16 protein-coding genes are annotated in these 17,131 nt (G+C 55.0%); 7 read left to right on the top strand and 9 right to left on the bottom strand.

All coding sequences use genetic code 11. From position 1 onward, the window contains the following. Positions 1 to 35 precede the first annotated feature (35 nt). Positions 36 to 692, bottom strand: coding sequence for an OmpA family protein (locus AADB16_RS07405; RefSeq protein ID WP_309045148.1), 657 nt, complete (start codon positions 690 to 692; stop codon positions 36 to 38). A 79-nt stretch (positions 693 to 771) separates the two neighbouring features. Beyond that, positions 772 to 1,788 (bottom strand): alpha/beta hydrolase, encoded by a 1,017-nt coding sequence (locus tag AADB16_RS07400; RefSeq protein ID WP_309045147.1) that lies wholly within the window; start codon positions 1,786 to 1,788, stop codon positions 772 to 774. 79 nt (positions 1,789 to 1,867) lie between these two features. Here AADB16_RS07400 and AADB16_RS07395 point away from each other — a divergent pair, with 79 nt between their 5' ends. Continuing rightward, entirely contained in the window at positions 1,868 to 2,761 is an 894-nt protein-coding gene (locus tag AADB16_RS07395) for an alpha/beta hydrolase (protein ID WP_410802359.1), read from the top strand. On the opposite strand, the gene AADB16_RS07390 is transcribed toward AADB16_RS07395, so the two are convergent. The 4 genes from AADB16_RS07390 to AADB16_RS07375 are packed head-to-tail and all read right to left on the bottom strand — an operon-like array spanning position 2,739 to position 6,823. After that, the gene (locus AADB16_RS07390; RefSeq protein ID WP_410802357.1) at positions 2,739 to 3,017 is read right to left on the bottom strand and encodes a GIY-YIG nuclease family protein; all 279 of its coding nucleotides are present in this window, start codon (positions 3,015 to 3,017) and stop codon (positions 2,739 to 2,741) included. The genes AADB16_RS07395 and AADB16_RS07390 overlap by 23 nt on opposite strands. Continuing rightward, entirely contained in the window at positions 3,007 to 3,915 is a 909-nt protein-coding gene (locus AADB16_RS07385; protein WP_309045144.1) for a DMT family transporter, read from the bottom strand. The genes AADB16_RS07390 and AADB16_RS07385 overlap by 11 nt, the downstream gene beginning before the upstream one ends. Beyond that, complete coding sequence (locus AADB16_RS07380; protein ID WP_410802355.1) at positions 3,912 to 5,354, bottom strand: sigma-54-dependent transcriptional regulator; 1,443 nt, start codon at positions 5,352 to 5,354, stop codon at positions 3,912 to 3,914. Before AADB16_RS07380 ends, AADB16_RS07385 begins: the two co-directional genes overlap by 4 nt. Further along, the gene (locus AADB16_RS07375; protein WP_410802353.1) at positions 5,351 to 6,823 is read right to left on the bottom strand and encodes an ATP-binding protein; all 1,473 of its coding nucleotides are present in this window, start codon (positions 6,821 to 6,823) and stop codon (positions 5,351 to 5,353) included. Before AADB16_RS07375 ends, AADB16_RS07380 begins: the two co-directional genes overlap by 4 nt. 190 nt (positions 6,824 to 7,013) lie before the next feature. Between AADB16_RS07375 and AADB16_RS07370 the strand changes: the two genes are divergently transcribed. Next, a complete protein-coding gene (locus tag AADB16_RS07370; protein WP_298448529.1) occupies positions 7,014 to 7,409 on the top strand; it encodes a DUF4168 domain-containing protein in 396 nt (131 codons plus the stop codon). Between the two features lie 94 nt (positions 7,410 to 7,503). On the opposite strand, the gene AADB16_RS07365 is transcribed toward AADB16_RS07370, so the two are convergent. From AADB16_RS07365 to AADB16_RS07355, 3 genes are read right to left on the bottom strand one after another with little or no spacing between them, the layout of a single operon-like run. Then, the gene (locus AADB16_RS07365) at positions 7,504 to 8,307 is read right to left on the bottom strand and encodes a mechanosensitive ion channel family protein (protein WP_410802351.1); all 804 of its coding nucleotides are present in this window, start codon (positions 8,305 to 8,307) and stop codon (positions 7,504 to 7,506) included. Positions 8,308 to 8,315: 8 nt separating this feature from the next. Next, positions 8,316 to 9,608 (bottom strand): hypothetical protein, encoded by a 1,293-nt coding sequence (locus AADB16_RS07360; RefSeq protein WP_410802349.1) that lies wholly within the window; start codon positions 9,606 to 9,608, stop codon positions 8,316 to 8,318. 33 nt (positions 9,609 to 9,641) lie between these two features. Beyond that, positions 9,642 to 10,481 carry a 23S rRNA (adenine(2030)-N(6))-methyltransferase RlmJ gene (locus AADB16_RS07355; protein WP_410802347.1) on the bottom strand — a complete coding sequence of 280 codons (840 nt, stop codon included), beginning with the start codon at positions 10,479 to 10,481 and terminating at the stop codon, positions 9,642 to 9,644. 184 nt (positions 10,482 to 10,665) lie between these two features. Here AADB16_RS07355 and AADB16_RS07350 point away from each other — a divergent pair, with 184 nt between their 5' ends. The 5 genes from AADB16_RS07350 (at position 10,666) to AADB16_RS07330 (ending at position 17,126) form a co-directional block, all read left to right on the top strand. Then, positions 10,666 to 11,964: an imelysin family protein gene (locus AADB16_RS07350; RefSeq protein ID WP_410802345.1), complete on the top strand. Its 1,299-nt coding sequence runs from the start codon at positions 10,666 to 10,668 to the stop codon at positions 11,962 to 11,964. Between the two features lie 135 nt (positions 11,965 to 12,099). Further along, positions 12,100 to 13,497, top strand: a complete 1,398-nt coding sequence (locus AADB16_RS07345; RefSeq protein ID WP_410802343.1) for a di-heme oxidoredictase family protein — start codon at positions 12,100 to 12,102, stop codon at positions 13,495 to 13,497. A gap of 11 nt (positions 13,498 to 13,508) precedes the next feature. Continuing rightward, positions 13,509 to 14,558 (top strand): imelysin family protein, encoded by a 1,050-nt coding sequence (locus AADB16_RS07340; protein ID WP_410802341.1) that lies wholly within the window; start codon positions 13,509 to 13,511, stop codon positions 14,556 to 14,558. A 10-nt stretch (positions 14,559 to 14,568) separates the two neighbouring features. Further along, positions 14,569 to 15,669, top strand: coding sequence for a DUF1513 domain-containing protein (locus AADB16_RS07335; protein ID WP_410802339.1), 1,101 nt, complete (start codon positions 14,569 to 14,571; stop codon positions 15,667 to 15,669). A gap of 185 nt (positions 15,670 to 15,854) precedes the next feature. Continuing rightward, complete coding sequence (locus AADB16_RS07330) at positions 15,855 to 17,126, top strand: MFS transporter (RefSeq protein ID WP_410803612.1); 1,272 nt, start codon at positions 15,855 to 15,857, stop codon at positions 17,124 to 17,126. Positions 17,127 to 17,131 lie beyond the last annotated feature (5 nt).

The following is a 17,131-nucleotide window of genomic DNA, read 5'->3' as shown; positions in this document are numbered from 1 at the left end:
GCCCCGATATGTCCGGGGCCCCGCCTATTCGCCGATTACTGCATCGGCACCAAGGTCAACTCCACACGACGGTTCTGCTCCCGCCCTGCTGACGTATCGTTGGAGGCAATCGGGTAGCGCTCGCCATAGCCAACAGCGCGGGTGCGCTTGGGCTCAATACCCTGGTTGAGCAAGAAGTCGCGCACAGAGCCGGCACGGCGCTCACTGAGCAGCTGATTGTAGCTGTCGGCACCCGTGCTGTCGGTGTGACCTTCAATCTGGATGATGGTCTTGTCGAACTCTTTCAACACCAATGAAACGGATTCAAGCGTACTTGTGAAGCCAGAACGAATGGACGTCTGATCCGTTTCAAATGTGATATTACCAGGCATTACCAGCTCAATCTGATCGCCGTTGCGAACAACACGAACGCCGGTACCTTTCAGCTTATGCCTTAGCTCCGCTTCCTGCCTGTCCATGTAGTAGCCAATGCCACCACCAACCGCTGCGCCGCCGGCCGCACCAATCAATGCACCTTTGCCGCGGTCGCTTTTGCTTGAGGTTGCAGCACCGATAGCAGCGCCACCAAGGGCGCCAATAATGCTGCCTTTAGTGGCATTCGACGTTTTCTCTTCATCGGTATAAGGGTCATACGTCATGCAGCCGGCAAGGCCCATGGTCGTCACAGCTAGTGCAAGCATTGTTTTTTTCATACATGTCTCCTATAGCGGTTTTTCTACAAACGCATCTCAACGAGAACCCTTCCTGCTCAAGTGCCTTGAGGTCACGGCGTCAGGAGTTTTCGGAAGCGCCTGTTATTGAACGCTCAAACGTATCTATAATTGTATTGAACACAGTTGCCTGTAGATCTTTGGCTTCGTTTACCAAATGATGGCGGCCATTGGCGATTCTCACCTCCTCGACCGCTGCAAACTTGTTGCGGATGATTCTCAGATTGTGTTGCCAATCTACTGTCTGATCTTTTTCGCCCTGAACAACCGTTACCGGAAAGTTCACAGGGCGAGCCGATTCAATGTGCGGTATCCATGTTCGTAGTGCGCTCACCCAATCAACGTGAACAGCCCTCGCCTGCAGTGGGTCATACTCACGCAGGAAACGTAAAAAGCGTGTATTGCCGCTGTTCGCCGCAAATACACGCTGCCACCGGGTCATAAATGGCTTAACCAGCGTGTGCAGAACTTTGGCACCAAGCCATCCCGCGGGGCGCACCAAGGGTGCCAGTAAAACCACCTTCTGGAACTCCGACGTCTCCGTGGAATGATGGTTAGACAGAAGGTAGTCAATCAATATGGCTCCTCCCGTACTCTGCCCTACTGCAAACCAGGGCCCGCGGACTTTATCCCGCACATGAGCGAGAACTTCTGACAAGACTCCCTGGTATTCCAGGAAACTGCCGATAGCAGCGGGTGTGCCACTGGAAAGCCCATGCCCTGGCTGGTCATACGCCAGCACATCAAAACCGGCCCCAAGGCAACGGTCGATCAACTGACTATACAAGCCGACGTGATCAAAATAGCCGTGCAAAATGAACACGGTACCCCGATTCACCCGAGGTTCCGGCAGCCTGAAATAGTGCACCATGACCTCATGCTCGCCTGCCGTCACATAGCCTTGATGGTACGCAACCTCGGGATGCTCTACCCAAAGATCAAGGCCATAAAAGCGGCAATAGGCCACCATCTCATCGCTGAGTTTTTCACGCCCACCCGGATCAAAAGGCTCCAACCTCTTCAAAAGAGAGCTGCGATCCCAGTCAGGTATTTCTATGGTATCTGTTTTCCAGTACACGTAGAGTTAAACGCCTGTCATGAATAGATAATACAAATTAAGATGCACAATCCTAACCCATAGCGGGGGTATAACACAGATGTTGCAACACCTAATTGAGACCGCGCTACGCCAAACAATGACTCGTTTGGTCAGGCCAGCCCTTCATCCGGCCGTTCCGGTTTCAGTTCAGCGCACCTTAATAAGCCAGGCTTACCGGAGCTCTGTTCCGCCCCGTGACTGCCGCTTTCAGACAGACACTCTGGCAGGCCTTTCAACAATCAAAAGCTCTTTCGGGAAAGTCACACGTGGTGCTGTGCTATACCTGCACGGCGGTGGTTATATCATCGGCTCTGCAACCACGCACAAGGGCCTTACCGGCCACCTGGCCAAAGCCACTGGCTGCATGGTGATTACGCCAGAGTACCGCCTTGCTCCCGAGCATCCTTTCCCAGCAGCCCTGGATGATGCAGAAGCGGCGTGGCAGGGGCTCATCGAGGAAGGATTTACGCCTGGGCAGATTGCTATAGCAGGTGACTCAGCGGGCGGCGGCCTCGCCATTGCTCTGGCCATGCGCCTGCGTGACAGCAATCAACCACTCCCCTCTTCGATTACGGTTTTTTCACCCTGGACAGATCTGACCCAAAAAAACCTGTATTCCCCCGAATGCGAACCTGTGCTGCAGGCCCGCTGGACAGAGAAGGCAGCAAAGCTATACGCCGGGCGAGAGCCCTTGACCAACCCTCTTATCTCTCCGGTTTTCGGAAACCTTGAGAGATTACCCCCTCTGCTGATACAGGTCGGCAGCCAGGAAATTCTGCTTAACGATGCTGAGCGTTTGGCAGGTGTGGCGAGAAATGCGGGAGTAGATACCCAACTTGAGGTGTTCAACAGCCTCTGGCACGTATTCCAGGTGCATAGCGGACAACTAAGCCGAGCCTCCGCTGCAGTGCAAGCCGCTGGCAAGCATATCAAAAAGCATCTGGCAGACTGACCTTGCCCTGAACAAGCGCCTGTTTACGCTGTTTTGGCCATTGCTTGATGTGCCACTCCAGCTTTGATGCCCGGCTGCGATCACCTGCAGGCAAGCTTAGCACCAGTTCCAGCGGACCTTTACCCCTCAAGCTCCGCGCGCCTTTGGGCGCGCCGGCCTGATGTTCGGCAAAGCGGCGATTTACGTCTGTGGTTATGCCCGTATAAAGTGCACCACGGGCGGTGCGAATTATGTAGACAAACCAATCACTGGCCATCAGCCAGCCCCTGCTCACGTTCTTTCACTTTTTTCTGCTGCAGCCAAAGCCCCGCCATAATCAACACCAGCCCAATATAGGTCGAGGGTAGAATCTGTTCGCCCAGAATAAAATAAATGAACACGAGTGACAGGAATGGCGAAATAAAAATCAGGTTACTCACTCTGGAGGTGTTTTCTGCCTTTTTCATAGCGTAAGACCAGAGCACGAAGGCGATACCCATTTCGAATATGCCTACGTACATAGCGGCAACCAAAGAGCCGGTAACCGGCAGGGGCAGGCCTTCTGTCCACCAACAGATTACAGCTATCACCGGGAGGCCGAACAAAAAATTCAGGAACAGACCAACCACCGGATCCCGGGTATCACGGGTAGCAATAATCCAATAGGACGCCCACACAAGAGTACTGCCTATGGCCAGAGCAACCCCGATTGGGTCTGAGAAGCTCAGGGTGGTCACGGCACCCCGAGTGGCAATCACCACAACGCCCGCATAGCACACCAGGCCCGCCAGTATATCCAGCCTACGCAGGCGATGGCCCAGAAATGGCACCGACAGGTACGCCAATACCAGCGCCCAGGTGTAATTTAACGGCTGGGCTTCTTGCGCAGGTAGCCGATCGAATGCACCAAAAAGAAAGAAATAGTATAGACAAGGGTTTATCAAGCCCATGCCAAACGATTGTATGTATTGTTTCCTCTTTAGCGAAAATACCAGATGCCAACGTTTTTGCAGCATCAGGATAATCGCCATAACCACCACAGACGCCGAGCAAGCGACCAGCAACATTTGCACGGGTTCCAAATCTGCCAAGGCCAGCTTGAAAGCCGTGGCAACAGTAGACCAGAGCAACACAGTGCCCAGCCCGTACATCATGGCTGTTTTCTGGTCTTTCATTGCACGCCTCCTTTAGTCACTTTTACACCACTGCTCACTACGTCGGTGTCATCGCCTGCTTCAGGGCCAGATTCATCCGCGGCCAGCCATCTGTACAAGGTGCGCCGATTTATACCCAAAATCTGGGCAGCTCGGCGCTTGTTACCACCCACTGCCTTCATCACCTCACTCACATAGTCTTGCTGGAGGGTATCCAGTGTTGGCCATTTCGAAATGCGATCGGCACTTAATGGAGCCTGTGACGAAACCGTAGCTCCCTGACGTTTGCGGATTCGTTCTGGTAGATGATCGGGCTGGATGGTGTCGCCTTCACAAAAGGTTACTGCCCTCTCGATCGCGCTGGCCAGTTCGCGAACATTGCCCGGGAACGGGTAATCCATAAGAGTGCGAGAGCTTACCTCGCTCAGTTTCAAAAATCCGCGCTGATGCCGACGGGCAGCTTCCCTTAGAAAGTGCATGGCAAGCAGGTCAACATCATCACCCCGCTCACGTAACGCCGGAATGCGCAGGCTCAGAGTCTCCAATCGATAGTAGAGGTCTTCCCGGAAGCTGCCTTCACTCACAGCTTTCTGGAGATCTACATGGGTGGCGGCCAGAATTCGCACGTCCACGGGCTCTTCCTGGTCCGAGCCCACTGGTTTCACCATTCCCTCCTGTAATACCCGAAGCAGCTTTGCCTGCAAGGCCAGAGGCATCTCGCCAATTTCATCCAGCAACAAAGTGCCACCGTGTGCTTCCGCAAACAGGCCCTTCCGAGCCTGGCGCGCCCCGGTAAAAGCACCCGCCTCGTGTCCGAAAAACTCACTTTCCATAAGTTCTGCCGGTATACCCGCACAATTCACCGCCACAAACGGCTTGGAGCTGCGCTCGCTGACGCGGTGAATCGCTCTTGCCACCAATTCCTTACCGGTTCCGCTTTCGCCGCATATCAATACTGCGGCCTCACTGCGAGCAATCTGGCGAATTTCGGACCGGAGCCGCGCCATGCTTTCATGGTCGCCAATCAGGCCCAGGGATTCATCGGCGTTACTGTTCGCAAGAAACTGCTGAAGCTGTTTTGTGAGGTCCGCCTGAGTGAGCAATCGTTTTATTTTCAGGCGCAGATGATCAGTAGACAAAGGTTTGGTGAGAAAGTCATCCGCTCCTGCCTGCAATGCGTCAACGGCCTGATCAACGGTTCCGAAAGCGGTAATGATGATAAAAGGCAGACTGAGCCCCTCGGCCTGAGCCGCCTTGAGCAACTCCAACCCATCGCCATCCGGCAGGCGCAGATCTGATACAACCAAATCAGGCGTTTCTGCGCGTAGCATCCCACAGGCCTCGTTTACGGTTCCGGCGCGGCTTACGCTGTAACCATCCAACGCAAGCTCTTCACTCAATAGCAGACCGAGGCTGGCATCATCTTCCAGAAGCAGAATCCTTGCTTTGTATTGGCTCATACTACTGTCTCCTCTGGCCAGTACAGGCTCATTCTGCATCCTCCCGACTCACTGCTTCCGATTTCAATCCGGCCACTGTGTTCTTTAAGTACACTGCTAACCATCGCCAGCCCAAGCCCTGTGCCTTCCCCGGCGGGCCGGGTACTGTAAAACGGTTCAAACACCGCATCTCGCTTTTCCGTTGCGATGCCCGGACCATCATCCTCGACCCGCACTTCCCACTCGTTACCACAGCGATGCAACGACACAGTTACCTCGGCGCGAGCGGCCTGACAGGCGTTGCGCACCACATTAAGGCAGGCTAATTCCAATCTCACAGGTTCAGCCCTGACCCGAGCATCCACATCAAAGCCCTGACTTAGCAGGCGTTTCCCGCGGCATTTCTCGTCTTCACCCGCACGCGCCAGTACATCCTTGAGGACAGTATCAAGACTGATCGGCCGCCTTGAATCTGGCACATGGCGGAAACAGTCCAAAAGCTGTTGAATGATGGTGGTCATGCGCCCCACCTGATAGCTGATGTCGTCCAACTGCCGCCGCTGCTCATCTGTCAGTTCATGACGGGCCAAAATGTTGGCTCGCCCCTGAATCACGTTCAAAGGCGCGCCCAGTTCGTGGGCCACCCCGCCAGCCACCCGCCCGATCATGGCTATTTTTTCCTGATATTCCAGGCGTTCAGCAAGTTGACGCTCAATGATCACCCGTTGTTGTATTTCCTCTTCTGCTCTGGCCATGCGCTGCCCCATGTCCCGCACACCACCATAAATTTGCCGCAACTCACGGGGGCCAGAGGGCTCCGCATGAAGCTGCCAGTGACCAGGTGCAAGCTCTTCCATGGCACCCAATAGCCGACTGACATGGCGACCGACAGTCCCGTAGTGCCCAAGCACCACCACCAGAATGATTGTGATCGCAAGGGCCGACCAGATAGAGGCGGCCCAAAGGCGGCTTGAGGTCAGTAACTCATGAAAATCGCTACGTTTGCGGGTGATTTGCAGCAACCCCTGTATTCGGCCATCGTCGGCCACCAGAGGCGTAAAGTGCGAGAATACGGATTGCCCATCCACACGCCGAAAGGCTCCTCCAAGCTCGCCACTATTAATAACCTGCTCGGCACTGGCGCTGTTTCCTACGTCTGTGTCCGCCAAGCCCAGACTGGCAATTCGGGCTCCGTCTTTATCGAAAACCGATGCTCCGGACACGCGACCAATCCGGAAGATCGATTTCAAAGAATCGCCTATAACCAACTCATCTTTTTCCTGCATGGCGCGGGAAAGCGGGCCGCTGGCAGCGCGAGCCACCAGTTCCAGATCTTCCTGTAAGCGCTCATTCAGAGCCTTTTCTACGGCCCCGAACCCGAGATATATAGCCAGGCCACTGATGGCCAGCAAGGGGACAACAATACTCAACACCAGGGTGATTTGTATCGACCCGAATACTTGGCCGGCGCTTCTGAGAGACGGTTTCATTCAAGCTCCATTAGCATAATTGCCACACATCTTTGCCACATGTGGCATTTCGCCACAACACTCATTACGTGAGATTAACCAGAGAAAACCAATAACTTACTGTTTCATATACAAAAAGAGATAAACCTGAAAGCTGGCACGGCGCTTGTTATGTCTCTAGTGAACGCAAATCAGACAGGAGAAGTTGATTATGAACATGAACAAACTACTCGTATCCATTACCGCATCCCTCGCCTTACTGGCGGCAGCGCCTGCCATGGCAGAGCAAAACCCGGTAGCCACCGGAGACTCTGAGGGCTATTCAAACCCTGCCGCAGCGGGTACCCAGAACACCCATTACAACGACGCCGAGCTGAAAAGTTTCATTGAAGCGCAGGAAGGCATTTCGGAAGTGCGTGAAGAGTATATCGAGAAAATTGAATCTGCAGATTCCCAGCAGGAAGCTCAGAAACTGCAGACGGAAGCCAACGATGAAATGGTATCGGTTATCGAGGATGCAGGCATGGACATCCCAACCTATAACGCTATCGCAACCGCCTACAGCAGCGAACCAAAGGTACGCAACCGTGTTGACGCGCTAATGTAAGCGTCGGTCGATTCCGGACAAACTGCTCGTCAGTTTAGCCCCGCCTAGCGGGGCTTTTTGCATTGTGGCACAGGCGGTTCCGTTATCTTTCTGCTCAGCTCACTGAAACCGGAACGGAAACAAACTTGACTCCCTGGCGAGCCAGTTCCGCCGAACCCCGCGCCGTAAGCTCAGAAATAAACTGGAATTGTTCTTTGGGATCAAATGGATAGGCCTTCAATCGATAGTGCATACCCCAGGGCTTGTTGAACACTATCACCAACACCGGCTGCCAGGTTTTGGTTCGTGGGCTGGTAAAGGCTACGTCTCGGAGCAATTCACGCACCCGGCTGACATCGTGATTGGCTTCCAGATGAAAATCAGCCACGCACATAAGGTTATCCGTGCCGTCGTTTCCGTTGGCTATCAAAGAGTTCCACAGTTTGTTGTGGGGAATGATGACAACCGTATCATCCGGCGTAACAATTTCTGCAGCCCGTGTTCCGATGGCGCGCACTACGCCGTATTGGCCATCAACCTCAATCCAGTCACCAGGCCGGTAAGGCATTTCATACAGTGTAACAATACCGGCGATCAGGCTATTGGCGTAATCCTTGAACGCAAAGCCCAACGCCAGAGCAAGAGCGCCGAAAATGGCGACCATGTTCTCAAATGAAGGCTCCACCAAAATCGGAGCCACAATCACAATCGTGGCGAGAATAATTAACAGCCGAAGCAACGGCACCGAAGCCAGCAAGTACAGCCGCGGCTTTCCGCCCAGTTTTTCAGCAATCCGGGGAAGAACTTTTTGAACCGCCACCGTAATCAGGGAGGCGATGACGATAACCAGCAGCGCGTTCAACAGCGCCTGCCCGGTTATCGAGGCAAAGGCAGCCTTGATGCCAAGGTCTTCAATCATAAAACCTCCTAGAACTGATCAAGCGGAAAGCCCCAGCTCTGCAGGTGGCGCCTGACAGTCGGGTATCCGATAGGAGTTACCTGCCAACGCCCTTCGGGCTGATCGCAAGTGACCAACTCAGCACGCTTCAACCGTGAAAGCACCAGGCTCAATTCATAGGCAGAGACACCCGTAACGGCTTCCAGTGAGTCCATATCAAGGCCGTTGTGCAACAACAAACCATGCAGCACAAAACCGGTGACACTTTCCTTACTCTGGGGCATGCTCGGCAGGCTTAGGCGCCCCAGCGGCACAATCCAGCAATCAGCTGCCTTGTTCTGCGTGTTTGATTTATCGTCGGCTTCCTCCAGCTTGGTGTCATCATCCGGCTGGGCACGCAGAGATCTCTGCCAAATGGCGAGGGCCACACCGGGATTACCGCGGGAGGTGGCAGCCAAGTCACGCAAAAACGTGCTGTACTTGCGCTTTTTATTGCCTTTGGTTTTTTCCACTTCAGCCGCCTCAGCAGGGGGCAGTACATACAGGCCATCACCAGTCATCCGTGCAACCACTGGCGACTTCCCATTGCCCGATGCCAGATACGAAAACCAAACACCAAGACGCTCAGCATCCATGGCTGCGGGTGTCCATGGCGACATCTGGGCGTTCTCAAGATAGTGTCCCCAGTATCGCCAGCACCAACTCGAGCACCCCACTATGCCTGGCCCTGTATCACCATTTGCGATCCTGCGAAAAAGCTCCCGAACCAACGCCAGGCCAGACAGGCTTCGCAACCAGAAATCGGCAAGTTCCGGAATCACCCAGGGGCGAGACAAATCCCGACCATCCCACCATTCACCGGCATCATGATCACTAAATGAGAGCGTATGCGGCGGTTCAATAATGCTCCACCCTTCACCATCGCTGTCAGCAACCCCTGGTTTTCCAATCTCTGGAAATCGGCCAAGCGCCTGCTGAAGTCCGGAAAAAGGTGGCGCCACCAGACAAACCACTTCCCGGCTTAGCGCCCCCTCGGAGCGGGCTTGTTTCAGGCCACAGGCAATCGCTTCAGCCTGCCGCGAGTAATCCGGCTCAGGTGCGAGCCGGCTCTGCTGAGCGGCAGACAGCTCTGGTAAATCGTCCATGCTTTCAAACGGTTCTTCAGCTTGAGAAACCCCGGCCTGTAGTTGCGTGAGAACATGCCGGACAGCATCTTTAAGTGAGCGCTGCACAGAGGTTTGCGGCTGAGCCCACTGTTCAGCCGGTATTAGCCCGCCGGGGAGGCATGAATCGGCTGTATTGTCGTTGGCTTTGTCCGTCAAAAAACAACTCCTGCATGGCCACGGTTAACTTGTTTACTCAGGCACCAGCCAGCCGTGTTCGTGGGAAAGGCCCAGCGCAGATTCGCCTGCAATATCGTCAATCATGGCAGAAAAACGCTCTTCAAACCCCCATGGCGGATTAACAACCAGCATGCCAGAACCTGTCATGCCTCGCTCCGGGGGTGCTTTCAGGTGAACTTCACTGCACCACACTTTGCGCAGCGGGTTATCCTTCACTGCTTGTTTCAAAGTAGCCTGTAAGCCGCTGGTAAGCACGGGATACCACACAAGATAAACACCATGACGGCACTTCAGCCATGCTTTATGCAAGGTCTCGGCAACATCCGCGTACTCGGATTTGATCTCGTACGAGGGGTCAATCAGCACCAGCAGTCTGGGCTGCGCCGGAGGCAACCGCCTCAGCAGCCCTTTCAGACCGTCTTCGTGCATAACTCGCACGCCCTGCTCTGCGGCCCAACCGGCAAGCTGACCGCTTTCGCCGGGATGCAGCTCGAAGGCTGTCAGCGAATCACCCGGGCGCAGGAACTGGCGAAACCAGGCGGGGGATCCAGGATAAACCGTCAAGCGGCCGGAACCCGCGTTCAAGCGCGACAAGACGTTTATAACCGGCTGCCAATCTTCGGTAACTAAACCGTTACGGCTAGCCCAGAATTTTTGCACGCCCGCATCGGCTTCTGCCGTTTTTCGTGCCCGCTCACTCTCAAGGTCGTAAATGGCACTGCCTGCGTGGGTATCAAAACAAGCAATAGCCGAAGACTTTGCTTGCATCATGGTAAGAGCAAGTGTCAACGCCGCATGCTTCTGGACATCCGCAAAATTCCCGGCGTGAAAGGCGTGAAGATAACTCAACATAAATCAGCTCCCGATAAACAGAAGCTATTAAGCCCGAGCACACACGCTCAGCGCAAGAAGCCCTCTGCAAATCACACTGTGACTCAAAACAAAAAACCCTTGCGCTGAGACGACTCAGAAAACATAATTGCGAACGATAATGCCTCCCATTACCATACTCATTTCCAAAATCCCGGAGTTTTCAATGAAGACACTTTTCCGACCGGCTCCTCTCGCGCTCACTGTTGCCGCCTTAATGAGTGCTGGCTGTGCCAACACCACCTCACCAGATGCAGCAGACTCTCAACCTGCCACCAAAGCGTCAGTTGTAGAGCACTACGCGGATATAGCACACGCCGGATATGAAGACGCATTGATTACTGCCAAAGCGCTGAACAAGGCGACCGACCGTTTAATTTCTGACCCTACAGAAGCCAACATGAAAGCCGCCAAGGAAGCCTGGCTAGCAGCCCGTGTGCCCTACCAGCAAACAGAGGTTTTCCGCTTCGGCAACGCGATTGTGGATGACTGGGAAGGCCAGCTGAACGCCTGGCCATTAGATGAAGGGCTGATCGACTACGTGCAGGCCGACGATTACCAGTATGAACTGGGCAATGCAGGCGCAACCGCCAATATCATTGGCAGCAACAGCATCAACGTTGGGGGCGAAACCCTCGATGTGACAAACCTTACGCCAGAGTTGCTTGCCAACCTGAATGAGATCGGTGGTTCAGAGGCAAACGTGGCTACCGGCTACCACGCCATTGAATTTCTGCTCTGGGGGCAGGACCTGCAAGGCTTTGAGCCAGGCAATGGCGAACGGCCTGTTACTGATTACGCTACCGGCGTCGACTGCACTAACGGCAACTGCGAGCGCCGGGGTGAATTCCTCGACGCGGTAACTGACCTTCTGGTGTCTGATCTGGAGTGGATGGCTGCCCAGTGGGCTCCGAATGCCTCTGAGAATTACCGCAGCCAACTTATGAATGCCGGCGCCAACGAAGGCGTGCAGAAAATGCTGTTCGGCATGGGTTCTCTGTCGCTTGGCGAACTGGCGGGCGAGCGCATGAAGGTAGCTCTTGAAGCCAATTCATACGAAGACGAGCACGACTGTTTCAGTGATAACACTCACAATTCCCACTACTACAATGGCCAGGGCATTCAGAACGTCTATACCGGCAACTACCGCCGTGTAGACGGCAGCCTGGTATCCGGCCCGTCCCTGTCTGACCTGGTAGCGCAAAGCAACCCCGAGCTGGACGCCCGCCTGAATGCACAGCTTGAGGCATCCATGAACGCATTGGGAATGATGAAAGCCAAGGCCGAATCAGGCCAGAACCCCATGCCGTTTGATATGATGATCGCACCGGGCAATGCAAAAGGAGCAAAGATTGTGAACGGCGCGATTATGGCACTGGTAGAGCAAACCGGTTCCATTGAGCAAGCAGCTCGCCAACTTGGTCTAGAAGCCCTTTCGCCAGACGACGCGGGCCACTCTTTCTGACAGTAAACCAGAAAGACACAGATACCCGGGGGCGAACACCGCCCCCGGTCAACAAGGAACAAGATATAGCCATGGAAAGCCCGCTTTGAGTAGAGCGGATTTTCCATGGCTTATTCAATTATGTGGAACAAATTAATGTCCAGGACACGACTTATAACAGGGCTACTGGTTTTAGGTATCAGCCTGCCCGTTCATGCAGACTTTCCATTGCAGGACACCCCCAACACCGGCGGTGACGGCACAGTGGAGCAATTCGACACTAACGCCTATTCCCTACCCCAGGGCAATCTTTCCATGACCAAACGCCTGGATTTCAGCGTTGGGAACAGTTTTTTCCGCAATCCCTGGGTTGAAGCACCGGCCAGTACCACGGCGCGGGACGGCTTAGGCCCTCTGTTCAACACCAACTCATGTCAGGGTTGCCATATCAAAGACGGCCGCGGCCACCCGCCCGGAGTTGATGAACCACCGGTATCTCTATTCTTGCGCCTTGCGGTTCCCGCCGACCCGGAAAAAGACGCAGACATTTTACTTACCCACGGTTTTAAACCAGCACCGGTTTACGGCAGCCAACTGCAAACTGCCGCCCTGCCCGGAGCCAAGCCAGAAGCAGATATGGTGTTGACGTGGAATAAAGTAACCAAGACCCTGGCTGACGGCACCAAAGTGGAACTACGAGAGCCCGTATACCGGATAGAGAATCCCAACTATGGTCCGCTGCCCAACGGTCTTCTGATCTCCCCCCGGGTTGCCCCGCCCATGATAGGGATGGGACTTCTTGAAGCCATTCCCATTGCTGACATAGAGGCTCTGGCCGACCCTGAAGATAACGACGGAGATAGCATTTCCGGCAAGCTGAATCAGGTGTGGGACCTTGCCACCAACCAGACACTACCCGGCCGTTTTGGCTGGAAAGCCGCCGAACCCAATGTGCACCAGCAAAGCATGGGCGCGTTTGCCGGCGATATGGGGCTGACCTCCAGCCTTAAACCAACCACCGATTGCACCCCTGAACAGAAATGTGACCGCTTCTCCGACGGAGGCCTGCCGGAAGTCAGCGACAAGATCGCTAACTTTGTTTCTTTCTATGCAAAAAGTCTGGCTGTGCCTGCACGACGCAACATGGAAAGCCCATCAGTGCAACAGGGCGCCCAACTATTTAACGAAACCGGATGCGCCGGGTGTCACACACCTCGGCATATCACAGGAACAGACCCCGAGCGCCCAGACTTGAGCAACCAGACCATCTGGCCCTATACCGACATGCTGCTACACGATATGGGCCCTGCCCTTGCCGATGGTCGCGATGAGTTTTTGGCCAATGGCAACGAGTGGCGCACTCAACCGCTGTGGGGCATTGGTCTGGCGCAAACCGTTAATCCGCAAGCCGGCTTTTTACATGATGGGCGAGCGCGCACTCTGGAAGAGGCCATCCTATGGCATGGCGGAGAAGCCGCTCCGGCGGTGGCGCGCTTCAGCGAGTTCAGCGCTGAACACCGACAGGCATTGATCGATTTTCTGAATTCCCTTTGATGGAGCCCGACATGACGCGACTGACACTGACCTTCTTACTCGCCTCATCGGTGGCCGCTTCTCCGCTGATGGCGGCACCTGCCAATACGGTAGATAGCCAAACCGCTGAATACCGAAAGCAATGGCACAGCGACATTCTCACCGGTTATCAGAACCTGGCGACACAAGGCCAAACTCTGGCCAATCAGGCAGCGGGCTATTGTCAGGCCCCCTCGCCTGAAGGGTTTGAGCAAACAAAACAGGCCTGGTTGGAGGCTTTTTTAGCCTGGCAGGAGGTTCGATTCGTGGATTTTGGCCCAGTAGAGCAAGGAAATCGGGCCTGGCAATTCCAGTTCTGGCCGGACCCGAAAAACCTCGTAGCCCGCAAGGCTTCCTACCTGCTTAAAGACGAAGCGCAGATCACACCTGAAAAAGTCAGTGAATCCGGCGTCGCCGTTCAGGGCTTCCCAATGGCGGAGTATTTGCTGTACGACCAGGCCTTCGCAAACGGCGAAGAAGCGCTGCCAGCCGGGCGCAGCTGTAAACTACTGGTAGCCGTAACCCGACATATCGCCGACAACGGTCAATCCTTGGCAAATGACTGGCAGGGCTTTCAGAGCAACTACCTTGGCAGTGATCAGTACACAGATACAACCATCCGCTCTGCCATGGCCGGGCTGGAGATTCTTGAGGAGCGGCGCCTGGCTACGCCAATGGGGCTGCGCGGTAACGGTAAGCGCTCAGTTTACAGCGCCGATGCCTGGCGAAGCGGAGCCAGCCTGGCTGCCATGGGTGCCAGTGTTCAAGGAATCAAACAGAGTTTTCTGCCGGCATTCTCCAAACTCCTCACAGATCGCAAACAGTCCGATCTGGTTGAGCATATTGCACAGCAGTTTGACGAAGTGCTGGCTAACTTTCCGGAAGTCGATCGCCCGATGGCGCCCTTGCTTGCCGACGATAACGGCTACAAATTACTGCAAAGCCTTTATATCGATGTCACCCAGCTGACGTCACTGGTAAATGACCGGGCAGCCGTTGAGCTTGGTGTGGTACGTGGCTTTAATTCCAGCGACGGAGACTGAGGAGAGGCCAATGACTGAGCTGACTCGCCGAAGCCTCATTAAAGCCGCCCTCGCTGGCAGCGCTGCCATCACCCTTTCCGGCTGCAGCATGCTGCCCCGCAAAGCGGGTGACCAAAGCTCTCGGCAATTCACTGGCGCTATAGGTCTGACAGACAACCGCTTCGCTGTAGGCGCCGTAGCGCCAGACGGCAAGATGCTCTGGCAATCCCCGGTAGACACTCGCTGCCACAGTGGTTGTAACCGACCAAGTACTGCACAAGTGGTGTTCTTTGAACGTCGGCCAGGCTGGGCGTTCTACGTTCTCAATAGCGAAACAGGTGAACGGCTGCATCGCATTGAAGCCGCTGAAGGCGAACACTTTGTGGGCCATGGTGTCTTCTCACCTGACGGCCGATTCCTGTATGCGCCGGCCAATCGCTATGAGCCCGGAGAAGGTATTATTGCTGTGTACGATAGCCAGCGAGGTTATCAACGAGCCAACACCTTTGAGCTGAACGGCATAGGCCCGCATCAGATCACTATGCACCCCGATGGCCAAACATTGACCGTTGGGTTAGGCGGCATTCTTACCCATCCGGATTACGATCGCATCAAGCTCAACCTGCCCACTATGAAACCCGCACTGGTGATGATGGACAGGCTTTCCGGTGAAGTTCTTGCCCGTTTCCAGCCATCGCACCACCAACTCAGTACCCGGCATGTGGATGTCGCACCAGATGGCACTGTTTATGCGGCCTACCAATATCAGGGGCCAGCTCATGAGCTGCCGCCACTGGTCGCGCGTTACCGCAACGGACGCTACGAAGAGATCGATTTTGGTGCGGCCATTCACCGGGAGCTGAGCAATTACATCGCCAGCATAGTGGCTCACCCGGAGAACGACCTGGTTGCCATTGCCTCCCCGATAGGTGGAACAGCGTTAATCTTCAACAGCCGCTCTGGGGATGTTGTTGAAAAGGTTGTCATCCCGGACTGCGCCGGTATTGAAGCTCTGGCCGGGGGAGACTTTTTGGTATCTTCAGGCCGTGGCAAGCTGGTTCGCATGGGCAAGGGAAAACCAGCGGAAGAAATTGCCAGCATGCCGGTTCATTGGGATCATCATCTGGTATGAACCATCGCTAATCTGCATTCCGGGGTACTGGGGTGCCGGCCCGACTGGTATCCTTGGCTATCCATTTTACGGAGGGCAGCGGCTTGTCCCAGCAACAAACACCAATTCAGAAAAACTCCTCTTCCAACGCGGGCGACCAGACAAGTAACGGGCTCTTCGAACGACCTGTCGACCGGCTATACAGCCTGATCGCCAACGAAGAAGACGCCCGGGTATGCAAAGACATCCCAGCCGAAGCCTGCAATGTGGTGCCACGCAACTTCTTCCTGATTCTGGCAGCCAACGTACTGACCAAGCTGGGTGACTTGTTAATCAGCCCGAAAACCGTGCTTGCCTGGCTCATGAGCGCCATTGGCGCGCCGGCTCTTGTAGCCTGGCTTGTTCCCATTCGGGAATCCGGCTCCATGGTGCCCCAAATGATGATCGCCGCCTGGGTTCGTCGCAAACCTGTGCGTAAATGGTTCTGGACACTTGGCAGTTTCGGACAGGCGATCAGCGTTGCGGCTATGGCGGCTTGCGTCTGGTTTCTTGAAGGCTATACCGCCGGCGGCGGCATTGTCGCTGCGCTGATTGTATTCTCTCTGTCACGGGGTTTCTGCTCCGTGGCCATGAAAGATGTTCAGGGAAAGTGCATTCCGAAAACCCGCAGGGGCAGACTTTCCGGTCTTGCCGCCACCATCGGGGGCACCGCAACCGTTTTACTGACCGTTGTTCTATTCAGGAACCAGGGCGACCCGACACTCGCATTTTACAGTCTGTTGCTCCTGCTTGCGGCCGCTCTCTGGGTGATTGCAGGGCTCCTGTTCGCCGGAGTGGAAGAGCATAAAGGTGAAACCGGGGGTGGCGGCAACGCTCTCACCGAAGCGTTCAAAAGCCTGTCACTACTGCGCGATGACGTGCCATTCCGCAACTTCGTTATTACCCGCGCCCTCTTGCTGTGCTCGGCTCTGGCATCACCCTATTTCGTGGTTCTGGCTCAGAAAGAATCTGATACCGGCTTAATGCTCGGGGTGTTCCTTCTGGCAAGTAGTTTGGCCAGCTCCGTATCCGCCAGCTTTTGGGGCTGGATGGCAGATACTTCCAGCCGACGGGTAATGATTCGTGGTGCAGCTATCGCCAGTGGTGTGTGCTTATCCGTAGGACTGACCGCCATGTTCGCGGGAACAGGCGTAGGCAACGGCTGGTTCTACCCAGTAGCGTTCTTCGCTCTAAGCATTGCCCACGCAGGCGTAAGACTGGGCCGCAAAACCTATCTGGTGGATATGGCGGGAGGCAACAAACGCACAGATTACACGGCCGTGAGCAATACAGTGATCGGCTTTTTGCTGCTTGCCACCGGCGGATTAACCGCATTGCTGTCGCTGATATCCAACGCTGCAGTGATTGTAGTGCTCGGGTTGATGGGGCTGGCCGGAACCCTGAGTGCGATCCGTTTGAAAGAGGTAACCGGCGGCTGATTTGC

Source organism: Marinobacter sp. KMM 10035, from assembly GCF_046537445.1.
In the GTDB taxonomy this organism is placed as follows: domain Bacteria; phylum Pseudomonadota; class Gammaproteobacteria; order Pseudomonadales; family Oleiphilaceae; genus Marinobacter; species Marinobacter sediminicola.
The sequence above is the reverse complement of the archived record's forward strand: the minus strand, read 5'-3'. Positions and strand labels throughout refer to the sequence as shown.